The organism is Floridaenema fluviatile BLCC-F154, assembly GCF_041929135.1.
Lineage (GTDB): Bacteria > Cyanobacteriota > Cyanobacteriia > Cyanobacteriales > Aerosakkonemataceae > Floridanema > Floridanema fluviatile.
Window position 1 is genome coordinate 22,705 of the sequence record NZ_JBHFNS010000070.1, and the last position, 16,021, is coordinate 38,725.

Annotated in this window: 14 protein-coding genes; 7 read left to right on the forward strand and 7 right to left on the reverse strand. The window is 40.8% G+C overall.

What is annotated here, in order from left to right; genetic code table 11:
* Positions 1-104 precede the first annotated feature (104 nt).
* Positions 105-680 carry a leucyl/phenylalanyl-tRNA--protein transferase gene (gene aat, locus ACE1B6_RS18105; RefSeq protein WP_413258653.1) on the forward strand — a complete coding sequence of 192 codons (576 nt, stop codon included), beginning with the start codon at positions 105-107 and terminating at the stop codon, positions 678-680.
* 48 nt (positions 681-728) lie between these two features.
* Here the strand turns inward: aat and ACE1B6_RS18110 are convergent, their stop codons facing one another.
* Positions 729-1,547: a DUF3598 family protein gene (locus ACE1B6_RS18110; protein WP_413258654.1), complete on the reverse strand. Its 819-nt coding sequence runs from the start codon at positions 1,545-1,547 to the stop codon at positions 729-731.
* A 740-nt stretch (positions 1,548-2,287) separates the two neighbouring features.
* Between ACE1B6_RS18110 and ACE1B6_RS18115 the strand changes: the two genes are divergently transcribed.
* From ACE1B6_RS18115 to ACE1B6_RS18125, 3 genes are all read left to right on the forward strand, one after another.
* Entirely contained in the window at positions 2,288-5,467 is a 3,180-nt protein-coding gene (locus tag ACE1B6_RS18115) for a Calx-beta domain-containing protein (RefSeq protein WP_413258655.1), read from the forward strand.
* Between the two features lie 69 nt (positions 5,468-5,536).
* Entirely contained in the window at positions 5,537-6,100 is a 564-nt protein-coding gene (gene def / locus ACE1B6_RS18120; RefSeq protein WP_413258656.1) for a peptide deformylase, read from the forward strand.
* Positions 6,101-6,121: 21 nt separating this feature from the next.
* A complete protein-coding gene (locus ACE1B6_RS18125; protein WP_413258791.1) occupies positions 6,122-6,316 on the forward strand; it encodes a hypothetical protein in 195 nt (64 codons plus the stop codon).
* Positions 6,317-6,566: 250 nt separating this feature from the next.
* Here the strand turns inward: ACE1B6_RS18125 and ACE1B6_RS18130 are convergent, their stop codons facing one another.
* The 4 genes from ACE1B6_RS18130 to ACE1B6_RS18145 form a co-directional block, all read right to left on the reverse strand.
* Positions 6,567-7,196 carry a hypothetical protein gene (locus ACE1B6_RS18130; RefSeq protein ID WP_413258657.1) on the reverse strand — a complete coding sequence of 210 codons (630 nt, stop codon included), beginning with the start codon at positions 7,194-7,196 and terminating at the stop codon, positions 6,567-6,569.
* A 251-nt stretch (positions 7,197-7,447) separates the two neighbouring features.
* Positions 7,448-9,073, reverse strand: coding sequence for a CHAT domain-containing protein (locus tag ACE1B6_RS18135; RefSeq protein WP_413258658.1), 1,626 nt, complete (start codon positions 9,071-9,073; stop codon positions 7,448-7,450).
* A gap of 165 nt (positions 9,074-9,238) precedes the next feature.
* Positions 9,239-11,548 (reverse strand): protein phosphatase 2C domain-containing protein, encoded by a 2,310-nt coding sequence (locus ACE1B6_RS18140; protein WP_413258659.1) that lies wholly within the window; start codon positions 11,546-11,548, stop codon positions 9,239-9,241.
* Between the two features lie 101 nt (positions 11,549-11,649).
* Complete coding sequence (locus ACE1B6_RS18145) at positions 11,650-11,907, reverse strand: DUF6737 family protein (RefSeq protein WP_413258660.1); 258 nt, start codon at positions 11,905-11,907, stop codon at positions 11,650-11,652.
* Between the two features lie 271 nt (positions 11,908-12,178).
* On the opposite strand from ACE1B6_RS18145, the gene ACE1B6_RS18150 reads away from it, so the two are divergent.
* Positions 12,179-12,439 (forward strand): hypothetical protein, encoded by a 261-nt coding sequence (locus ACE1B6_RS18150; protein ID WP_413258661.1) that lies wholly within the window; start codon positions 12,179-12,181, stop codon positions 12,437-12,439.
* 81 nt (positions 12,440-12,520) lie between these two features.
* Here ACE1B6_RS18150 and ndhM read toward each other — a convergent pair whose 3' ends face one another.
* Positions 12,521-12,874 (reverse strand): NAD(P)H-quinone oxidoreductase subunit M, encoded by a 354-nt coding sequence (ndhM, locus tag ACE1B6_RS18155; RefSeq protein WP_413258662.1) that lies wholly within the window; start codon positions 12,872-12,874, stop codon positions 12,521-12,523.
* Positions 12,875-12,993: 119 nt separating this feature from the next.
* Positions 12,994-13,542 carry a LeuD/DmdB family oxidoreductase small subunit gene (locus ACE1B6_RS18160; RefSeq protein ID WP_413258663.1) on the reverse strand — a complete coding sequence of 183 codons (549 nt, stop codon included), beginning with the start codon at positions 13,540-13,542 and terminating at the stop codon, positions 12,994-12,996.
* 485 nt (positions 13,543-14,027) lie between these two features.
* Here ACE1B6_RS18160 and hpsJ-B point away from each other — a divergent pair, with 485 nt between their 5' ends.
* Both hpsJ-B and ACE1B6_RS18170 read left to right on the forward strand, forming a co-directional pair.
* Positions 14,028-14,852 carry a hormogonium polysaccharide biosynthesis protein HpsJ gene (hpsJ-B, locus tag ACE1B6_RS18165; protein ID WP_413258664.1) on the forward strand — a complete coding sequence of 275 codons (825 nt, stop codon included), beginning with the start codon at positions 14,028-14,030 and terminating at the stop codon, positions 14,850-14,852.
* Between the two features lie 126 nt (positions 14,853-14,978).
* Positions 14,979-15,887 (forward strand): glycosyltransferase family 2 protein, encoded by a 909-nt coding sequence (locus ACE1B6_RS18170; protein ID WP_413258665.1) that lies wholly within the window; start codon positions 14,979-14,981, stop codon positions 15,885-15,887.
* Positions 15,888-16,021: the final 134 nt, after the last annotated feature.

Sequence of the window (16,021 nt, forward strand, 5' to 3'; positions counted from 1 at the left end):
TTGCTTAAATTTAACAACAATAGTGGAATATATGAAAGCCTCTGTTGTTGAATTAGGGGTTGAGGAACAGATCGATAGGATTTATTCAATATATTAACTAATCGATGCAAGTTGAAATTAATGGAATTATCGAAGGATACGCCCAAGGTTTCTTTCTCATGGCTGATGAAACTGGTAATTTAAACTGGTATAGTAGCCGCAGGCGTGCTTTGATCCCTCTGGACGATCGCTTTCGTTATCCCAAATCTCTCCGGCGAGCCATCAACCAAGAACGGTTTCAAGTTGCTATTAATCGGGATTTTTCTGCGGTAGTGGAAGGTTGTTCTAACCGAGAAACTACTTGGATTTCTTCGGAATTAAAACGAATTTATCATGCACTTTATCACGCTGGTTGGGCTTATAGTTTTGAAACCTGGCAAGGGGACGAATTAGCTGGGGGAATTTTAGGACTTTCTATTGGGGGCGCTTTTATTGGCGAGTCAATGTTTTACCGAATTCCTGAAGGTTCTAAGGTGGCAATGGTAAAATTAGTGGAACATTTGCGATCGCGTCAATTCGTCTTTTTCGATGCTCAAATGAACAACCCTCACTTAGAACGTTTTGGCGCATTCTTAGTTACAGATAAAGAATATCAAATCTTACTCAAAAAAGCTCTCAAATATCGCGGTTCTTTTATTTAATTTCATCAGATAACCTCCCCGACTTCTTCAAGAAGTCGGGGATCTAATTCACATCTTTTTTTCTGTTACTAAAGTCAAACTCACCCATTCCCCTTTTTCATTATAGCTCCGAATTAACCTTTGTCTTTGATTAGGAGAAAGTAACCAACCTACTTCCAGAAAAAGGCTTTGACCAAACTTAATTTGAGTTGGAAAAGTAGCAGAAACCCCATCAGGTAATAATAAGACTTGTACTTTTTGCGGACTTTGTTCAAAATCGAGAATCGCACCTTCAATTTTGGCAATTGATTCAATAGTGCGATCGGCAAAACTTAGCTTTTGCACTAAGTTACCCGCTGCATTCAGATAAATTTTTAAGTGAGTGGGATAGGTATTAGGCGATCGCCAATCAGGATAGATTGTTACCGCTTCACCTACCCATTCTCCCTGCAATTGTTCCACAGTCAAATTAGGAATTTCTGCTGATTGAGTACCTGCCAAAACTTCGCGAATCAGGGTTATTTCTGCCAACTCACTATTTTTATTAAACAATTGTACCAAGCGCAAACGGCGCTCCCGATCGATCAACCCCAACTCCGCACCAAACTCCGAAAAAGGCGCAATTTGTATCGATCCCTGAGAAAAAGCCCCATTCTCAAAAAATAAAATCCCACGCCCCAACGAGCTATATTCTAAAACTTGTTCCGCTACTTCTCCAGTAGGTAAAAACCGGACAATCTTTTGCCGAATAGTCTGATTATTATTTAACCCTTCTAAAGACACCAGCGTCGGAGTATCTGCCAATAATTCCACTCTGGGCGAAAACCGAGTAAAAGAACCTTGCCACTCTCCCAGATTTTCTAATAAACATTCCCACTGAGACTTCATTTGGTTAAAAAATGATATAGTTTTAGTTGAAATTCTTCTCTTTTATCATATTCAGTAGATTTCTGCCAGACTTCCAAGAAATATTTTTCATTCCGATCTACTTTCCAGTAGCACTAGTAAGGGAAATATACTAACTTTTGTAATTAAACACTTGGCAAAACTAGGGATAGTTTGAGTAAAATATTAATTGGCTTTAGTGATAGATTTTCGTTAGGTAATACACATTTGTGTGGGCTAGGCGATCGGGCAAATCTCCTAACTTAATGACGATCGAAGCATCTCCAACCAAAGTCAATATTTTATCTGAGTTGCATCAATGAAATTCAGCATAGTAAGACCTGCACTTTTACTTACATACCAACTCCATTAAATCCATAAAAGCTCTGGTATTTATGGTAAATTTATCAGTAAAAGATTGTAGCAAAACTACCTTGCTGTAGGTAAAGATAGAGTTAAACTTTGAATATCACAAATAATGACAATTAACTTGTCATCATAGCCTAACCAGAGATTAACTAGAGTAAGATCCTATCGAAAGCTTGCGTAGTTTAGGTTTCAGACCAAAACTGGCAAATCCTTGCTGTAAGCTTCAAAGCCACAGTAGCCAGAGAAAAATGGATTGCTCCTTCCTGTTATTTAACAGGGAATTAAGTATCGTTGCTGAAATAAATGCAAATAATGACTCTTTTTAGACCTAAATCGTTAGATTATATGGATTAGGTAGTGAGGAGATATAGAGAATGGCAACTATTATCGGTACCCCAGGTAGCGACTTTCTAGTAGGCACAAAAGACCCCGACCTCATACTTGGGTTAGCAGGTAACGACTTAGAACTAGGTTTAGAAGCAGGAGACTCCCTGTTTGGTAACGAAGGTCAAGATTTCATCTTTGGTGGAACAGGAAACGACCTAATCAATGGCAACGAAGACAATGACCGAGTTAACGGCAACGAAGACAACGACACCGTATACGGTGGCATGGGAAATGACGAAGTACGAGGAGGTCAAGATAACGATTTACTATTTGGAGACTTGGGAAATGATTCCGTCTTCGGTGACTTAGATAATGACACAATGTTTGGTGGTGTCGGAACTGATTTACTAGACGGCAACGCAGGTAATGATGTCATTAACGGCAATCAAGACAACGACAGCATTTTTGGTAGTGACGGCAACGATTTACTTTACGGTGGTCAACAAGATGACCTGCTAGTTGGCGATACAGGACTAGATACCATTTTTGGTAACTTAGGCAACGACTCTGCTTATGGTGGTGCCGATGATGACTACCTTAACGGTAACGAAGGAGATGATTTCCTGAGTGGTAATGATGGCTTTGATACCATTTATGGTGGTCAGAACAATGACAGCATTTTTGGTGGCAAAGACAACGACTTACTCTCTGGCGACAAAGGTAACGACACAATTTTCGGTAACTTAGGTCGTGACACCATATCAGGTGGCGAAGGTGCTGACGTTCTTAATGGGAATGAAGATAGAGACACCGTTTTTGGTGGTCAAGGCGAAGACTTAATTTATGGTGGTCAAGAAGATGATGTCCTTTATGGTGATAAAGGCAACGATGTAGTATTTGGCAACTTAGGTAACGATAGTTTATTTGGTGGTGTCGGAACAGATTTCCTGAACGGAAATGAAGGTGATGATACTCTCAATGGTAATGAAGAAAATGATACCGTTTATGGTGGTCAAGGTAATGACATAGTAAGGGGAGGAATGGGAAATGACTCCCTATTTGGTGACAAAGGTAATGACACAATTTACGGTGACTTAGGTGCAGATACTCTCACAGGTAACAGTGGCGATCCAGGTACTCAAGATATCTTTGTCGTTGGGTTGTCTGGTAATGCGATGGCTAAAACCACAGGTGGTCTTACCATAGCAGATGCCGATGTTATTACGGACTGGGATCAATGTATCGATAAAATTTCCCTCACAGGTGGACTCAGTTTCGATGATATAGTTTTGGCACAGGGTACTGGAGCAAATGCAACTAATACTATTGTTTCGATTTCTAATACCTTTAAAGGTGATGGTGCAGGTGAGTTTTTAGTTGTTCTCAAGAATGTCAATGTCAACAATATAGACGGCACTTCCTTCATCGATAGTAATGGTAAGATTGGCCCAGCTAGACCAATTATTGTAGCTACTGATGATATAGCGATCGAACCTGTTACCACACCTAACGGGATTCTGACAAACAACGGCGAATTTACGATCTTTGTTCCCTGTAAAGCCGAAAACGATACACCAATTACTTACACTATTACCGGAAACGCGACTCCAAATGATGACTATCAAGCCTTAAGTGGTGTAGCCATTATTCCTAAAGGTTCCAATAAAGCGACGATTCCGGTTGTTCCGATCGCAGACAACATCACCGAAGCCCCAGAAACAGTTACCATCACCCTAGACGCTAAAGGTGCTGGCTTTGTCGCCGGAACACCCCAAACTGCCACAGTTACCATATTCGATTCTGTAGTTACTGATAAACCTTTAGTTTTTGTCACCGCACCCGATCCAACTGCTTTTGAGGATGGTACTAAAGCGGGTACATTTCAGTTTGCACGCACAGGAGGTGACGTTACTCAAGATTTAACAATCTCATATACAGTTACAGGGACGGCTACTCCGGGTACTGATTACAATCCCACATTAAGTGGTACAGTAATTATCCCAGCTGGTAAGAGTGTTTCTGATTTAATCTCAGTCACACCAGTAAATGATGGAATTAACGAACCAACAGAAACAATTGTCGTATCAGTAGCACAAGAATCTGATTATTTTGTAGGTTCGCAAAGTAGTGCTAATGTGAGTATTTTGGACTCCACTCCACTGACAGTTTTACCTGGTAGCGGTGAAATCTTTGTATACAATAATAACAATAAGGTTTCTAGTCATACCAAATTCTCCGATGCAGTTAATGCCGCGCAAAGTGGTAATTTAATTGTGGCTGGACCAGGTACTTACGATCAGGAAACAGGAACTATTATTGTTGATAAGACTTTAACAATTCGTGGTCCAAACGCAGGTTTAAGTCCTACTAGTGGTTTAACAGCTACTCCTGCTCTTGTGAAGGCTCCCGGCTCTACACCAGTTTTTACAATTCTTCCGGGTAAAGATGTCACCATTGAAGGGTTAAGGATTGAAATGAATGGCGATAATTCCAACGCCATTCGCTATCAAAGCAATCAAGCTGATAGCAAAGTGGTGATTCGGCAAAATGAATTCACGGGAAAAGGTCCAGCTACAGGTGGAGTCATCTTCTTAGACTTTGAAAACGCTTCTGGTTCCTCTGCAAAAGTGATCGATAACCTAATTCGTGATGTCACCAGTGGTAGCGTTACTAGTGGTGTTCAAGCATTTAGGGTGGGAACTGCGACAATTACAAATAACTTAGTTGCTAATGTCCAAGGGCCAGGAATTCTTGCCGATAGTGTTCAAACGGGCAGCAAAATTATCTCGAATATAGTCAGCGATACTGGTGAACAAGGTATTCAATTGGCTGGTGGTAGTGCGACGATCGCTAACAATGACATCACCAATACTAATCTCACCAATGAGATAGCTAGCGGTGGTATTCGACTGAGAGAATCAGGTTTAGGAGGTGGAACAATCCAATCAGCCGATATATTCAGTAATATCATCACCAAATCCTTTAATGGGATAGCCGTCAGAGATGGAAGTGCCATTGTTAATGGTACAGTCAATATCAATAGAAATAACCTAATCGGCAACAGTAAAGCTGGTTTCTATCACGGTGGTACTGGGACGATCGATGCCACAAATAACTGGTGGGATAACGCCTCTGGGCCAGTGGTCGGAGGTACGGGGCCAAATGCTATTCTGGGGCCAGGTGCTGGTAGTGTTGACTTTAATCCATTCGCTACTGCGCCCTTCTAAGCTGGGAGTGGCACGATAAAATTAAGAAAAGTGACAGCGTGAATTTAGTCCTACTCACCATTATTTTCCATGACAACTGAGGTTTTAGTCGAAAAGAAAAAGTTAGATAGACCGCCTTTAGAAATTCATACTTTGGGCGATCGCGTTTTGCGCCAACCAGCAAAGCGCGTCTCTAAAGTAGATGCGGAAATTCGCCAATTAGTGCGGGAAATGCTGCAAACTATGTATAGTGCTGATGGCATTGGTTTGGCAGCACCGCAAGTAGCCGTTCACAAGCAACTGATTGTAATTGACTGTGAACCGGATAATGCAGCTAATCAGCCTTTAGTGTTGATTAATCCGACCATTAAAGCTGCCAGTCGGGAAATTTGTGTAGCTCAAGAAGGTTGTTTGAGCATTCCCCAAGTTTATTTAGATGTAAAACGACCAGAAGCGATCGAAGTTAGTTTCAAAGACGAACATGGTCGTCCGCGCACAATTTCCGCTAAAGGTTTATTAGCACGCGCCATTCAACATGAAATGGATCATCTTAATGGCATTTTGTTTGTAGACCGAGTAGAAAATGGTTTAGCTTTAAACCAAGAACTGAAAAAATACGGCTTTTCTACTCAAGCTGTTAAACCAATCGAATAAGGAGAAATAACTGTGGGTATAATGACTCCCAAAAGTGGTCTGTTTTTGATGGCTTCTTGTGTATCAGCGATCGCCGCTGTCGGCTCAATCTTTGAGCTATCTTCAGGAAATCCAGACCTGGGCAACTTAACTACTGGGATTATTCTCGCTATTAGTTTGCCCTTGGGAGGGTTATTCTTCTTAGCAGCTGTTCGTAGTGCTCAAGCCAATCAATAATAATTCCATCAGATTAATAAGGAGTGTAGCAGAGAATTCTCTAAGAAATTCTCTCTTCACTCCAAATTTTTATGAATTTTAGTTGTAATAACAAACTAAATTTTTGTTAAGTAGTGACTTGAAGATTTGACATCTGTTTGAACAGCGACAAAATCTCAAATGTAGCAATCTATAAATAAAAGGTAAGGAGCAAACTTTCACTACTTTTTTACAGCAGACAAAGTGTAAATAGCTAAAGCTTTCAAGTTAATTATTGTTGCTCTAGTTCTGCTAAAGCATAACGAGCGATCGCCAATCCCAAACGCGCCTTTTCCATCTCCGACAATTCCGAAAAAGGTAAATCTCTTACCGTAGCAATCATCGAATCAACCGCAGCAGTTTCCGTTCCCCGCATGGCAAAAGCCAAAGGACGCGAAAATAGATATAAATCTCCCTCCGGCCAATTAGGTAATAATTCTTGCACGCAACGCACCAACTGATCTGCCAAATTCCCAGAAATATTAGTTTGATTCTGCCCCAACTTTAGCTGATAAGCCTGATGAGAAATAGCTTCTAACCAAGTACTTGGTACGCGAGCCGCAAACTTTTGTCGCAGCACCGCAAAAATATCTTCTACTGCTATCTGGGGAACATCAATACTCCAAATTGCGTCAAGTTGATTAAAGAAACTTTGCGTTTTTTGTTCTACTTCTTCCTCGTTCCAATCATCTAATTGGAATGCCTTTTCTAATTGAGCGAAATAAGAATCTGCTTCTGGTTCCGTAGGATTCCAATAATAAACTGATTCTGCTTCATCTTGCAGTAAGACCTGTAATAACTCTTGTTCTGCTTGAGAATGAAAAGAAGGGAAACATCCTGAACCCCTGATGTGACTGGTCATGATTTTAGCTCCTGAGTCTCATTTTTAACTAACGCTGTCCGTAGTTAGACTACATCAGCATTCTTGCCAGTTCCGTAACTTTCTACTTTTTCACCATAAAACAGCAATTTGGTTCGCGAGTAGCTAAGGATATGATTTTCGCATATCTTTTCATTAGGGAATCAGGGAACAAGTAGAAGCGTTAAAGCATTAATAATACATTGAACTTTACCATCTACTACTGACTATTCCAAATTGGAAACTTTAATTTCTTAAGATCCAATCACGAACTCCCAAGTCTGACCTTTAGAACTACCAAATTTTAACTCCATTCCCGACTGAAGAGACACTTGCTCATGATGAACTTTCCTGATCCCATCAGACCCCGACACTAGAGTACCAAACCGAGAAAAATCTCGCAAAAAGTAATTTGGGCCAGCACCGTTAGCATTTAAACTCGTACAGCGGCAAATAATTTCTGCATGAGTTTGGGAAACCCATTTTTCCTCGATTACCAAGTCATTTTTCTGTGCCCGTCCAATGCGGAGCAAGCCGCTGTTGATATGATAGATATTTCCCGTGAAACCTACTGGACGGAGATAAGCATTTAAGTGGGGACGACCGACAGAAGTGGGCGAATCTGGGGGTAATTCAGTAATATCAGGAATGACTTCCAGTAGTTGACCGTCAAATTCTGGATGGATGTACAATACAGGCAAAGTCCAAGCTGGCTGATTAAACTTATAAAGAGTCAATAATTGCTGTCTAGCTATAGCTACTGCTTGGTCAATTGGCTTTCTTTCTGCTAAAGCACGGGCAAAAGCTTCAATAAAACTAATTGCTTCTTCGTCGGCGATCGCATCTCGCATTGCCAGCACAGCAGGTACCCCGTGATGAATCAACACCTCAGCTAAACTACTGCGAGCGATCGCTTGATGATTAATTCTCACCGATTGCGCCCCCCAACAAGAATTAAACACCGCTAAAGTCACTCGGCATCTAGTCAACACCTGCGCCAATTCCGTACCATTGATGTTCACGCCAGGACGGAGAAACAGCAACCCGCCATTTGGTGCTGGTGCGCCATGTCCCGCATAAAATAAGACATTATAAATGCCATTTTCTAAAGTCGAAATTAACTCGGCAGCAGTAGGCATAATTAGCGTGTCTACCTGGCAAGGAACAAAGGTGCCGCCAATATTGATATTATTCTGCACGCTATTCTCTAAAACTGATGCCAGTAACTTAGCTTCCTGTTCTAACTTTAAACAGCCACTACTGGAAGTTTGTCCAGTAGACTCTTCTCCTAAAACTAAAAGAATATTTAAAGTTTGCTCGGTTCTCAATGGCGCTAGAGGTGCAACATCGCTAGTAGTACGACTAAATAATAGTTGTTGGCTTAGAGAAATCGCCTGCTTGCCAACTTGAGGTTGCATAATTTCCCAAGGCATGAGAATTAAATCTGGATCGCGAATTTCTAAACGCAACCGCAAAGCTTGAGTTGGCCCAATACCGATCGCAATTCCCTGACTACGTTCTAAACAACTTTGAATTGGCCCATCAAATAACCATTTCCACAGGTCAATTCCTAACTGTTGCATCAGATGTCCGCTGTATGTCGCACCTGTTTTACTGGGATTGTCTGGTACTACTACGAAAGTTGGCGCGATCGCTAACTGGTGCGCTGGAATTTTGGAAGACTGCGATCGACTAAAAGGAGAGAACATATCTTGCCAAACTAGCCAAGTTTCGGCCAGAGATTCAGGCAAAATGCAATCATGATGAACATGACCACCAGGATAGGGTGCATTCCAAACCCAAATGGCGAAATGTTCTGCCTTACCTTGATGCAGTCGGTCAATAGAAATGTTGAGGCAAAGGCTCTTAGTTGGCAACATTCAGAACTCTTGAATATTTGGCCTAGATGGAAGCTATGGAAAGCTTTCAATTATCAGTTTATCGATTATTTCGCTTTTTCTGATGCTATTCTGGCGACAAAGTTTTTCTTTAGCTATTTTTTATCAAAGATGGATCGTGAATCAGGGAATGAAGTTAATCGAAAATCAATTGACTGGAGCCGATCCATCCTGAGAATAGCACCTTAACGACGCTGGCGATTCAGAAGGAGAATATTCTACAACATAAGGCTGAATCTCCGTTTGTTTGATCCAACCTTGTTCTCCTGGTTTAATTACCCGAAATTTAGGGGGAACAGCTTGATGCGGTTTTTGGTTAAGATTGTTACTTTTCGGTATTTGGGGAAGAGAGCAAACTTTTAATAGTAGCCAGCGTTCTTTCTCCCGTAAGTCTTTGCGCTCAATCTCCAGAATAGTGCGATCGGGAATACTACCAATTATTGATTTATCTTGCGGAGGTTGAGAACTTTTTCGCAACAGTAACTTATTCTGAGTTTGGTTAGTTGAGGATGAAGGAATTTTAATTTGAATCAAGGTTCCTGGGCTTAAAGAAGTAGCGGGTTTCGAGTTGTTGCTTGCCGGAGGATTAGTGATTGTAACTGGTTGTTGTTGCTGTTTAATTTGGCTAATTAAAGCATCAACCCGATAACCGATTGCGGGAATCCAAAGATAAGCTAGTAATCCACCTAAACCTAGCAAAAAAGTGATTCCAGATAATAGTGGTAATAAACTATGTTGTCTAGTTGGTGGGACTAATAAAGGAGTTCTTAGTTGAGAAATTTGATTCTTCTCGGTTGATTTTCCGCCAGAGGAATTAGTTGTTATTTCCTGTTCTTCGGTTCCGGTTTCTAGTTTTTGCTGTTGTTGATGATCTTTAACTTGATAGTAAACTAAACCGACGGTAACATTGTCGTGACCATTTTGGGTGTTAGCAATTTCAACTAAGTTAGCTGCTGCTGTGGATAAACTGACTTTCTTTTCTAAAACAGGGAGAATTTCTTTATCCCAATTTTGTTCTACGCGATCGTTATCGCTAAGTCCATCTGAGCAAAGGAGAAAAATGCAATCTTCATCAATAATAAAACGTTGGACTGTGGGATAGAGATGATTAGAAGAACTCATTCCCAATGCTTGAATTAAAGCACCTGTTCCTGCTTGTTGTAAACTTTCCCGATAGAGAGCGTAACCTAAGCGAACTTCTCGTGATGCGATGTCATCATCTAAGGTAACTTGATGGCAACCTGTGTGGGTAATCCAATAAGCGCGACTGTCGCCAATATGGGTAATATAAACTTCCGAGGCGTACCCTTTTGCCATGACTAAAGTTGTACCCATTCTTTGCCGTTCGGAACGTCCTTCTTGATCGTTTCGTTGACTAATGCGATCGTTAGCATCACAAACAGCATTTTCTAATAGTGTTACTAAATCCCAGTGATTACTATCTAAATGTTGGGGAAATTTATCTAAGCACTCTCGTACTGTTTCAATTGCTAAATTAGAAGCCACATTTCCCCCATCATGCCCGCCAATTCCATCGCATACTATTACTGTGGGAGAGGGACTGTGAGAATCTTCGCCACGTTTTACCCCTTGAGGTGATGGTGGAGGGTAACAAGCATCTTCGTTACGTTGTCTAGTTGGCCCTGTCTCTGTTAGGGTAATAATCTGATAAGTGCAGGTTTGCGATCGAGACACCACCTGTAAAATTTGGTCTAATTCTCCAATCAAATTTTCACTATTCACCAACTCTTCTTCGATCATTCGAGAACAGAGTTGTTCCAGAAATTTTTTAATTTCCGATTGGGCTTTCGGTATTAATTGCCACCAAAATTTACCCAATTGTCTTAAACTTGGTTTTGCTGGCGATCGACATAATTCTAACAACCTAATTAACTGACCTTCTACCCGCAATAATTCAGGATGCAACAAACTAGCAGCTACCCCTTCACTTTCCAAAGGTTGCCACAAATTAGCCATTTGCCACAACCAATTTAACTGACGCATTGGTAGCGCATCTTGCCAAACTTTAGTTAATTCTGGTAATAAAACCAAAGCAGGTGACTTTCCTAATTTTTGATTAGCTGTAACTGTAATTGGAGCTTGTTCTAATAACCAAATATCTTTATATTTACCTTTCTTATGTGGTGGTAGTTTTCCATATACTTGAGGAACGTGCAATTGATAAGGAAACAATCGCAAATAAGGTAATATTTCATCAGCAATATCTTCTGTATAAGGTAAAGGTAGTCCAGGTTGAGTATCAAGAACGATTCTTTCCTGCTTGACAAAAAAACGTTCTCCTACCAACTTTCCAGGTTTTAAAGCCTCTACTCCCTTACCCACCAACCATAAATAACGCTTTGGTAAAGGAGTGCGACATTGCTGACAAAATCTGTGAGTCTCTGGATTGGGAGCCTGACAGTTTAAATTAAAGCAAGTAATTTGTGCATCTCCCATATCATTTTCTCGTGCCGATCGCCATTGGAACAAAAGAACTGAGAATGGTTCAGTAGACTAATTTAACCGGATCATTGCTCATTGTAACGCCTGAATCTCAATCAGTGACTCCGATCCCGATCTGATGTTGATACAGGATACTGTTCGAGGATGCCACTTTGTCTGATTAACTGAGGCCAAATTAGCAAAAAGAAACCCATCCAAGCTAATACTGGCAGAGCGATCGCTAATGTTAGCCAAAATGTTCGCCAAATGAACCAACTACCACTAATTAATATAGTACCTGTTAGTAGAATTGACCAAGGCTGACACCACCAAGGTTTGTAGTTCCAGGGATTCAGAGGTTTTTGTTTTGTCATTCGTTTTGAGATTTCCGACTTCGGATTTTCGATTAACCTGACAGATAAATCTGGTTGGAGGAGTAACAGGTAATTCGCAACTGTTACTAATCTATCATTGGAAGTAGGGGTTTCACCCCGCTTTGGTTTTTTCCATTGTTGGTTTAAATTAAAAGAGAATTGTTAATCGACCAATAGCAAAGCTGTCAGTATTTTATTCAAGGTAATTTTTCATTAAATTTACCTCAATTCTGGTTGTTTCTGCTTTTTCTTAATCATCAGGGTGTTATCTATGTGGCAGAATATATCGCATCGTTCGCTTGGAGAGAAAACTTCACCAATTAATAATTCTCCAATTAGTGAAGTTGCAGAAAAACTCACCGATCTAAAAGTTTCTCGCCAAAATTTAACTAAATTAATGAATTTAGAAATTTGGGCTATTGTGACAACTACCGATGATTTTTTTCCGGGATTTTGGTATAGATTTATGAGTAATCGCCAGTTAGCTTTAAAAAAACTGGTACAACGAGAGAAAGATTTACCAAAAAAATAACTAGCTTTAATTATGAAAAATTAGAAACAGTTGCCAGGGGAAAGCTTAGGTTGATTAAATTCCCCTGGTTTTTTGGTAATTTTAAGATGGGTTTGGTTCGCCCTCAGAATCAACTCTAGGCAAACCCATGCTGTAGTTAACTACACGACTGTTGAGGTTATAACTAAGCTCACCTTTTTGGAGCATGGTGCGAACAGAATGTTCTAAATCAGAACCAATACGTCGCAGATTATATTCGGTTAAATCTTCGCCGTTATAAGCTTCAACTAGTTCATCAAATTGGCGATAAACTTTTTGCAGAGATTCTTCGTTCCAATTTAATTCATTATCGGGATCGATATCCAAAGTTAAGACATTTTCACTGGGAATCAATTCATTCTTTTCTACTTCAGCAGCAAAGATACGGATATGACGGGTTGTAGATTTGAGTAGCATAGTTGGGATAGTTCTGATGCCAAAATTTGTTTGCTTAGATTGTAGCGGGAAGGGGGAACAGGAAACAGGAAACCGAGAAAAATCTGTGTAACCTTGTTTCGGTTTGGATGGAGAGAAAGTTAGGCATTAGTGGAAATCATACCTGTTTTTCTAGCGTAGGCGAAGATACCACCAGCATCAATTACTGGGCCAACTTCTCCTAATGATTTGAGGTCGAAAGTTGTTCCGAGTGTATGATTAATAAGTTGATTTTTGCCAAAGTCAATGGTGACTTCTTGACCTGTAGTAAAGGAATCGCATAAACGTACTGTTGATTCCCAGGGGTAAAGTTCTCCGGTAGCGGAACAGTTGCGGAAAAAGATGCGGGCGTAGGATTGGGCGACGACTGCTTGTACGCCAGATGCGCCGAGTGCGATCGGGGCGTGTTCCCGGGAAGATCCACAACCGAAGTTTTCCCCGGCGATGATAATCGGATATTGGGTTTTCATTTCCCCAGCGGCGATGAATTTGCCGTAGCGATCGGGTAATCCTGCCATAGCATAACTGCCCAACTTTTCATATTCATCTGGCTTAGAGGGAACTAAGGTCAGATATTCTGCGGGAATGATTTGGTCAGTATCAATGTTGTCATCTACAACAAAAATAAGTCCCCGAATTACTTTGTCCATGATTAAATTTTTCTACTTTTAAGAGTAACTACTGTTTAGGTTTACTCAGCAGTCGATGATTGAGATTATTTTTGCCATCAACCTGGAAGCAACTTTTCCTAATTGTACAAGGAATTCACTGATGCGATAGGTACTAAAAGCTGACGATCGGATTGGCAGATCTGAGTATTGCGCCCAGCAGCCGAAAAAAGGTTTACAAATTGTGAGTTTCTGGAAATTGGAGGGCATTATAGGTAATAGAATGTGATTTGCTGGGAATTCTGATAGCTCATCCATATTAAATATCAGTAATGAGAGCATCTACTGATTAAATCTTGGCAGCCAGTCCGGGGAAAATTTTTGGGTTAAATAAAGTCTATAGTCCTTGATAAATCAAGCTTTCAGACAACTCGGAAGACTGTCGCGATCGGAAAACCCATGACAAACTAGAGATAGTTAACGATCGTCATTCAACGAAACGATTCTAGATTTTAGTAAAAAGAACCATGAAAGCGACTACAAGCCATCCATTATCTCCACCAGCTGCATTAGTTCTCAAGGTGATTGGACTAATCTGTATACTGTCTTTTTTAATAGACGCAATCACGTTGCTAATTCCGTTTAATCCTACCGATCGCGGATGGCAAATCAACCTGACAACGCAGTTAGTAGAAAGGGGAATTATCCCTTTAGTGGGAATGGCATTTCTGTTGGCTGGTACTTGGATCGATAGTGTAGCAGACGCATCCGGGAAAGGTACCCCAATTTGGCAAATTGTCAAATTAGTAGCCTTGGTATTTTCAGGAATTTTAGGGTTACTTTACTTGCTAATAGCACCTTTGCACGTTAATAATGTGCGACTTCAGAGTAACGCAGCGATCGAGCGAGTAGCACAGCAAGCAAAACAAGCTGAAACTCAATTAAGTAGTCCAGCTTTTCAAACTCAAGTAGAACAGCGCCGTACCCAAATTAGAAATCAAATTGGGGAATTACTCAAAGACGAACAAAAGTACAACGAAGCACTGCAAAACCAACAAGTACCTAAAGAAGTGAAAGATATACTTCAGCAGTCGAAAGCCAATCCCCAAGTACTCGACGACTTCTTAAATCAACAAGCCAAAAGCTTTAGTAACCAAACTCTAACGCAAATCCGAGAACGCCAACAACAATTAGACACTCAAGCCAAAACTGCGGCTTTCAAGTCTCAAATCCAAATTGGAATCAGCAGTGTTTTATTAGCATTAGGCTTTTTTGTGACAGCGGGAACGGGATTAAGAGGTTTAGTGTCTCTACCATCCGCACCGCGGAAAAAGTCGCCCCCAAAACGCTAAATAAAGACTTTAAGTAATTTATAGCCAGAGTCGATAAGCCTGACGGTACGCTACGCGAACGTCAGGGTACTCTAAGGCAAAGATCTGAAAAAGTCTTTATCTTTCTCGCTTAATTGGAAGTTTTACATGATCTCGATTTACATCCTGACCTATAACGAAGAAATTGATATCGCTGCTTGCATTGAGTCAGCAATGCTTTCTGACGATGTGATTGTAGTAGATTCTTTAAGTAGCGATCGGACCGTAGAAATCGCCAACCGCTACCCAGTAAGAACTGTGCTACATAAATTTGACAGCCACGGACAACAGCGAACCTGGATGCTACAATCAGTTCCCGCTAAATATGACTGGGTGTATATCCTAGAAGCTGATGAACGCATGACTCCCGAACTATTTCAGGAATGTCTACAAGCAACTCAAAGTCAGGAATACATCGGTTACTACGTAGCTGAACGAGTCATGTTTATGGGTAGTTGGATTCGGCGCAGCACCCAATATCCTCGTTACCAAATGCGTCTGTTCCGCAAAGACAAAGTTTGGTTCACAGATTATGGTCACACAGAAAGAGAAGTCTGCAACGGTCCAACCAGTTTTCTCCAAGAAACTTACCCTCATTACACCTGTAGCAAAGGATTAAGTCGCTGGATTGAAAAACATAACCGTTACTCAACAGACGAAGCCAAAGAAACCCTCCGTCAGCTACAACAAGGTAGTATTAATTGGCGAGAATTGTTTTTTGGTCAAAGCGAAGTAGAAAGAAGAAGGGCACTCAAAGATTTATCTCTCCGTTTACCATTTCGCCCCCTAATCCGATTCATTTATATGTATTTTCTCCTGGGAGGGATACTCGATGGTAGAGGAGGATTTGCTTGGTGTACTTTACAAGCTTTCTACGAATATCTGATTATGCTCAAAGTTTGGGAACTGAAGCATCAGCCTTTACCCAACTTTGAAGTTAATCACAATTTACCTAATTCTGATTCTGAGCCTGCTGCTGAAGAAGCAACTACTGACTCAGCTAAGTTAAGTTTGTAGGGGCGAAGCATTCGGGTCAAAATTTATGGCTGAAAACCCAAATTTTTTGTCCGAATGCTAATGCCTACGGCACGCTACGCGAACGCCCCTACCCAAAAACTCTGTTGGCTTTAAACTAGATGCAGAAAATTGTA

Excerpts from the sequence above, each read along its gene's own strand:
- ndhM (WP_413258662.1), bottom strand. The coding sequence starts at position 12,874 with ATGCTACTCAAATCTACAACCCGTCATATCCGTATCTTTGCTGCTGAA.
- ACE1B6_RS18135 (WP_413258658.1), bottom strand. The coding sequence starts at position 9,073 with ATGTTGCCAACTAAGAGCCTTTGCCTCAACATTTCTATTGACCGACTG.
- ACE1B6_RS18115 (WP_413258655.1), top strand. The coding sequence starts at position 2,288 with ATGGCAACTATTATCGGTACCCCAGGTAGCGACTTTCTAGTAGGCACA.
- ACE1B6_RS18150 (WP_413258661.1), top strand. The coding sequence starts at position 12,179 with ATGTGGCAGAATATATCGCATCGTTCGCTTGGAGAGAAAACTTCACCA.
- ACE1B6_RS18160 (WP_413258663.1), bottom strand. The coding sequence starts at position 13,542 with ATGGACAAAGTAATTCGGGGACTTATTTTTGTTGTAGATGACAACATT.
- ACE1B6_RS18145 (WP_413258660.1), bottom strand. The coding sequence starts at position 11,907 with ATGACAAAACAAAAACCTCTGAATCCCTGGAACTACAAACCTTGGTGG.
- def (WP_413258656.1), top strand. The coding sequence starts at position 5,537 with ATGACAACTGAGGTTTTAGTCGAAAAGAAAAAGTTAGATAGACCGCCT.
- aat (WP_413258653.1), top strand. The coding sequence starts at position 105 with ATGCAAGTTGAAATTAATGGAATTATCGAAGGATACGCCCAAGGTTTC.
- ACE1B6_RS18125 (WP_413258791.1), top strand. The coding sequence starts at position 6,122 with ATGACTCCCAAAAGTGGTCTGTTTTTGATGGCTTCTTGTGTATCAGCG.
- ACE1B6_RS18140 (WP_413258659.1), bottom strand. The coding sequence starts at position 11,548 with ATGGGAGATGCACAAATTACTTGCTTTAATTTAAACTGTCAGGCTCCC.
- ACE1B6_RS18170 (WP_413258665.1), top strand. The coding sequence starts at position 14,979 with ATGATCTCGATTTACATCCTGACCTATAACGAAGAAATTGATATCGCT.
- ACE1B6_RS18130 (WP_413258657.1), bottom strand. The coding sequence starts at position 7,196 with ATGACCAGTCACATCAGGGGTTCAGGATGTTTCCCTTCTTTTCATTCT.
- ACE1B6_RS18110 (WP_413258654.1), bottom strand. The coding sequence starts at position 1,547 with ATGAAGTCTCAGTGGGAATGTTTATTAGAAAATCTGGGAGAGTGGCAA.
- hpsJ-B (WP_413258664.1), top strand. The coding sequence starts at position 14,028 with ATGAAAGCGACTACAAGCCATCCATTATCTCCACCAGCTGCATTAGTT.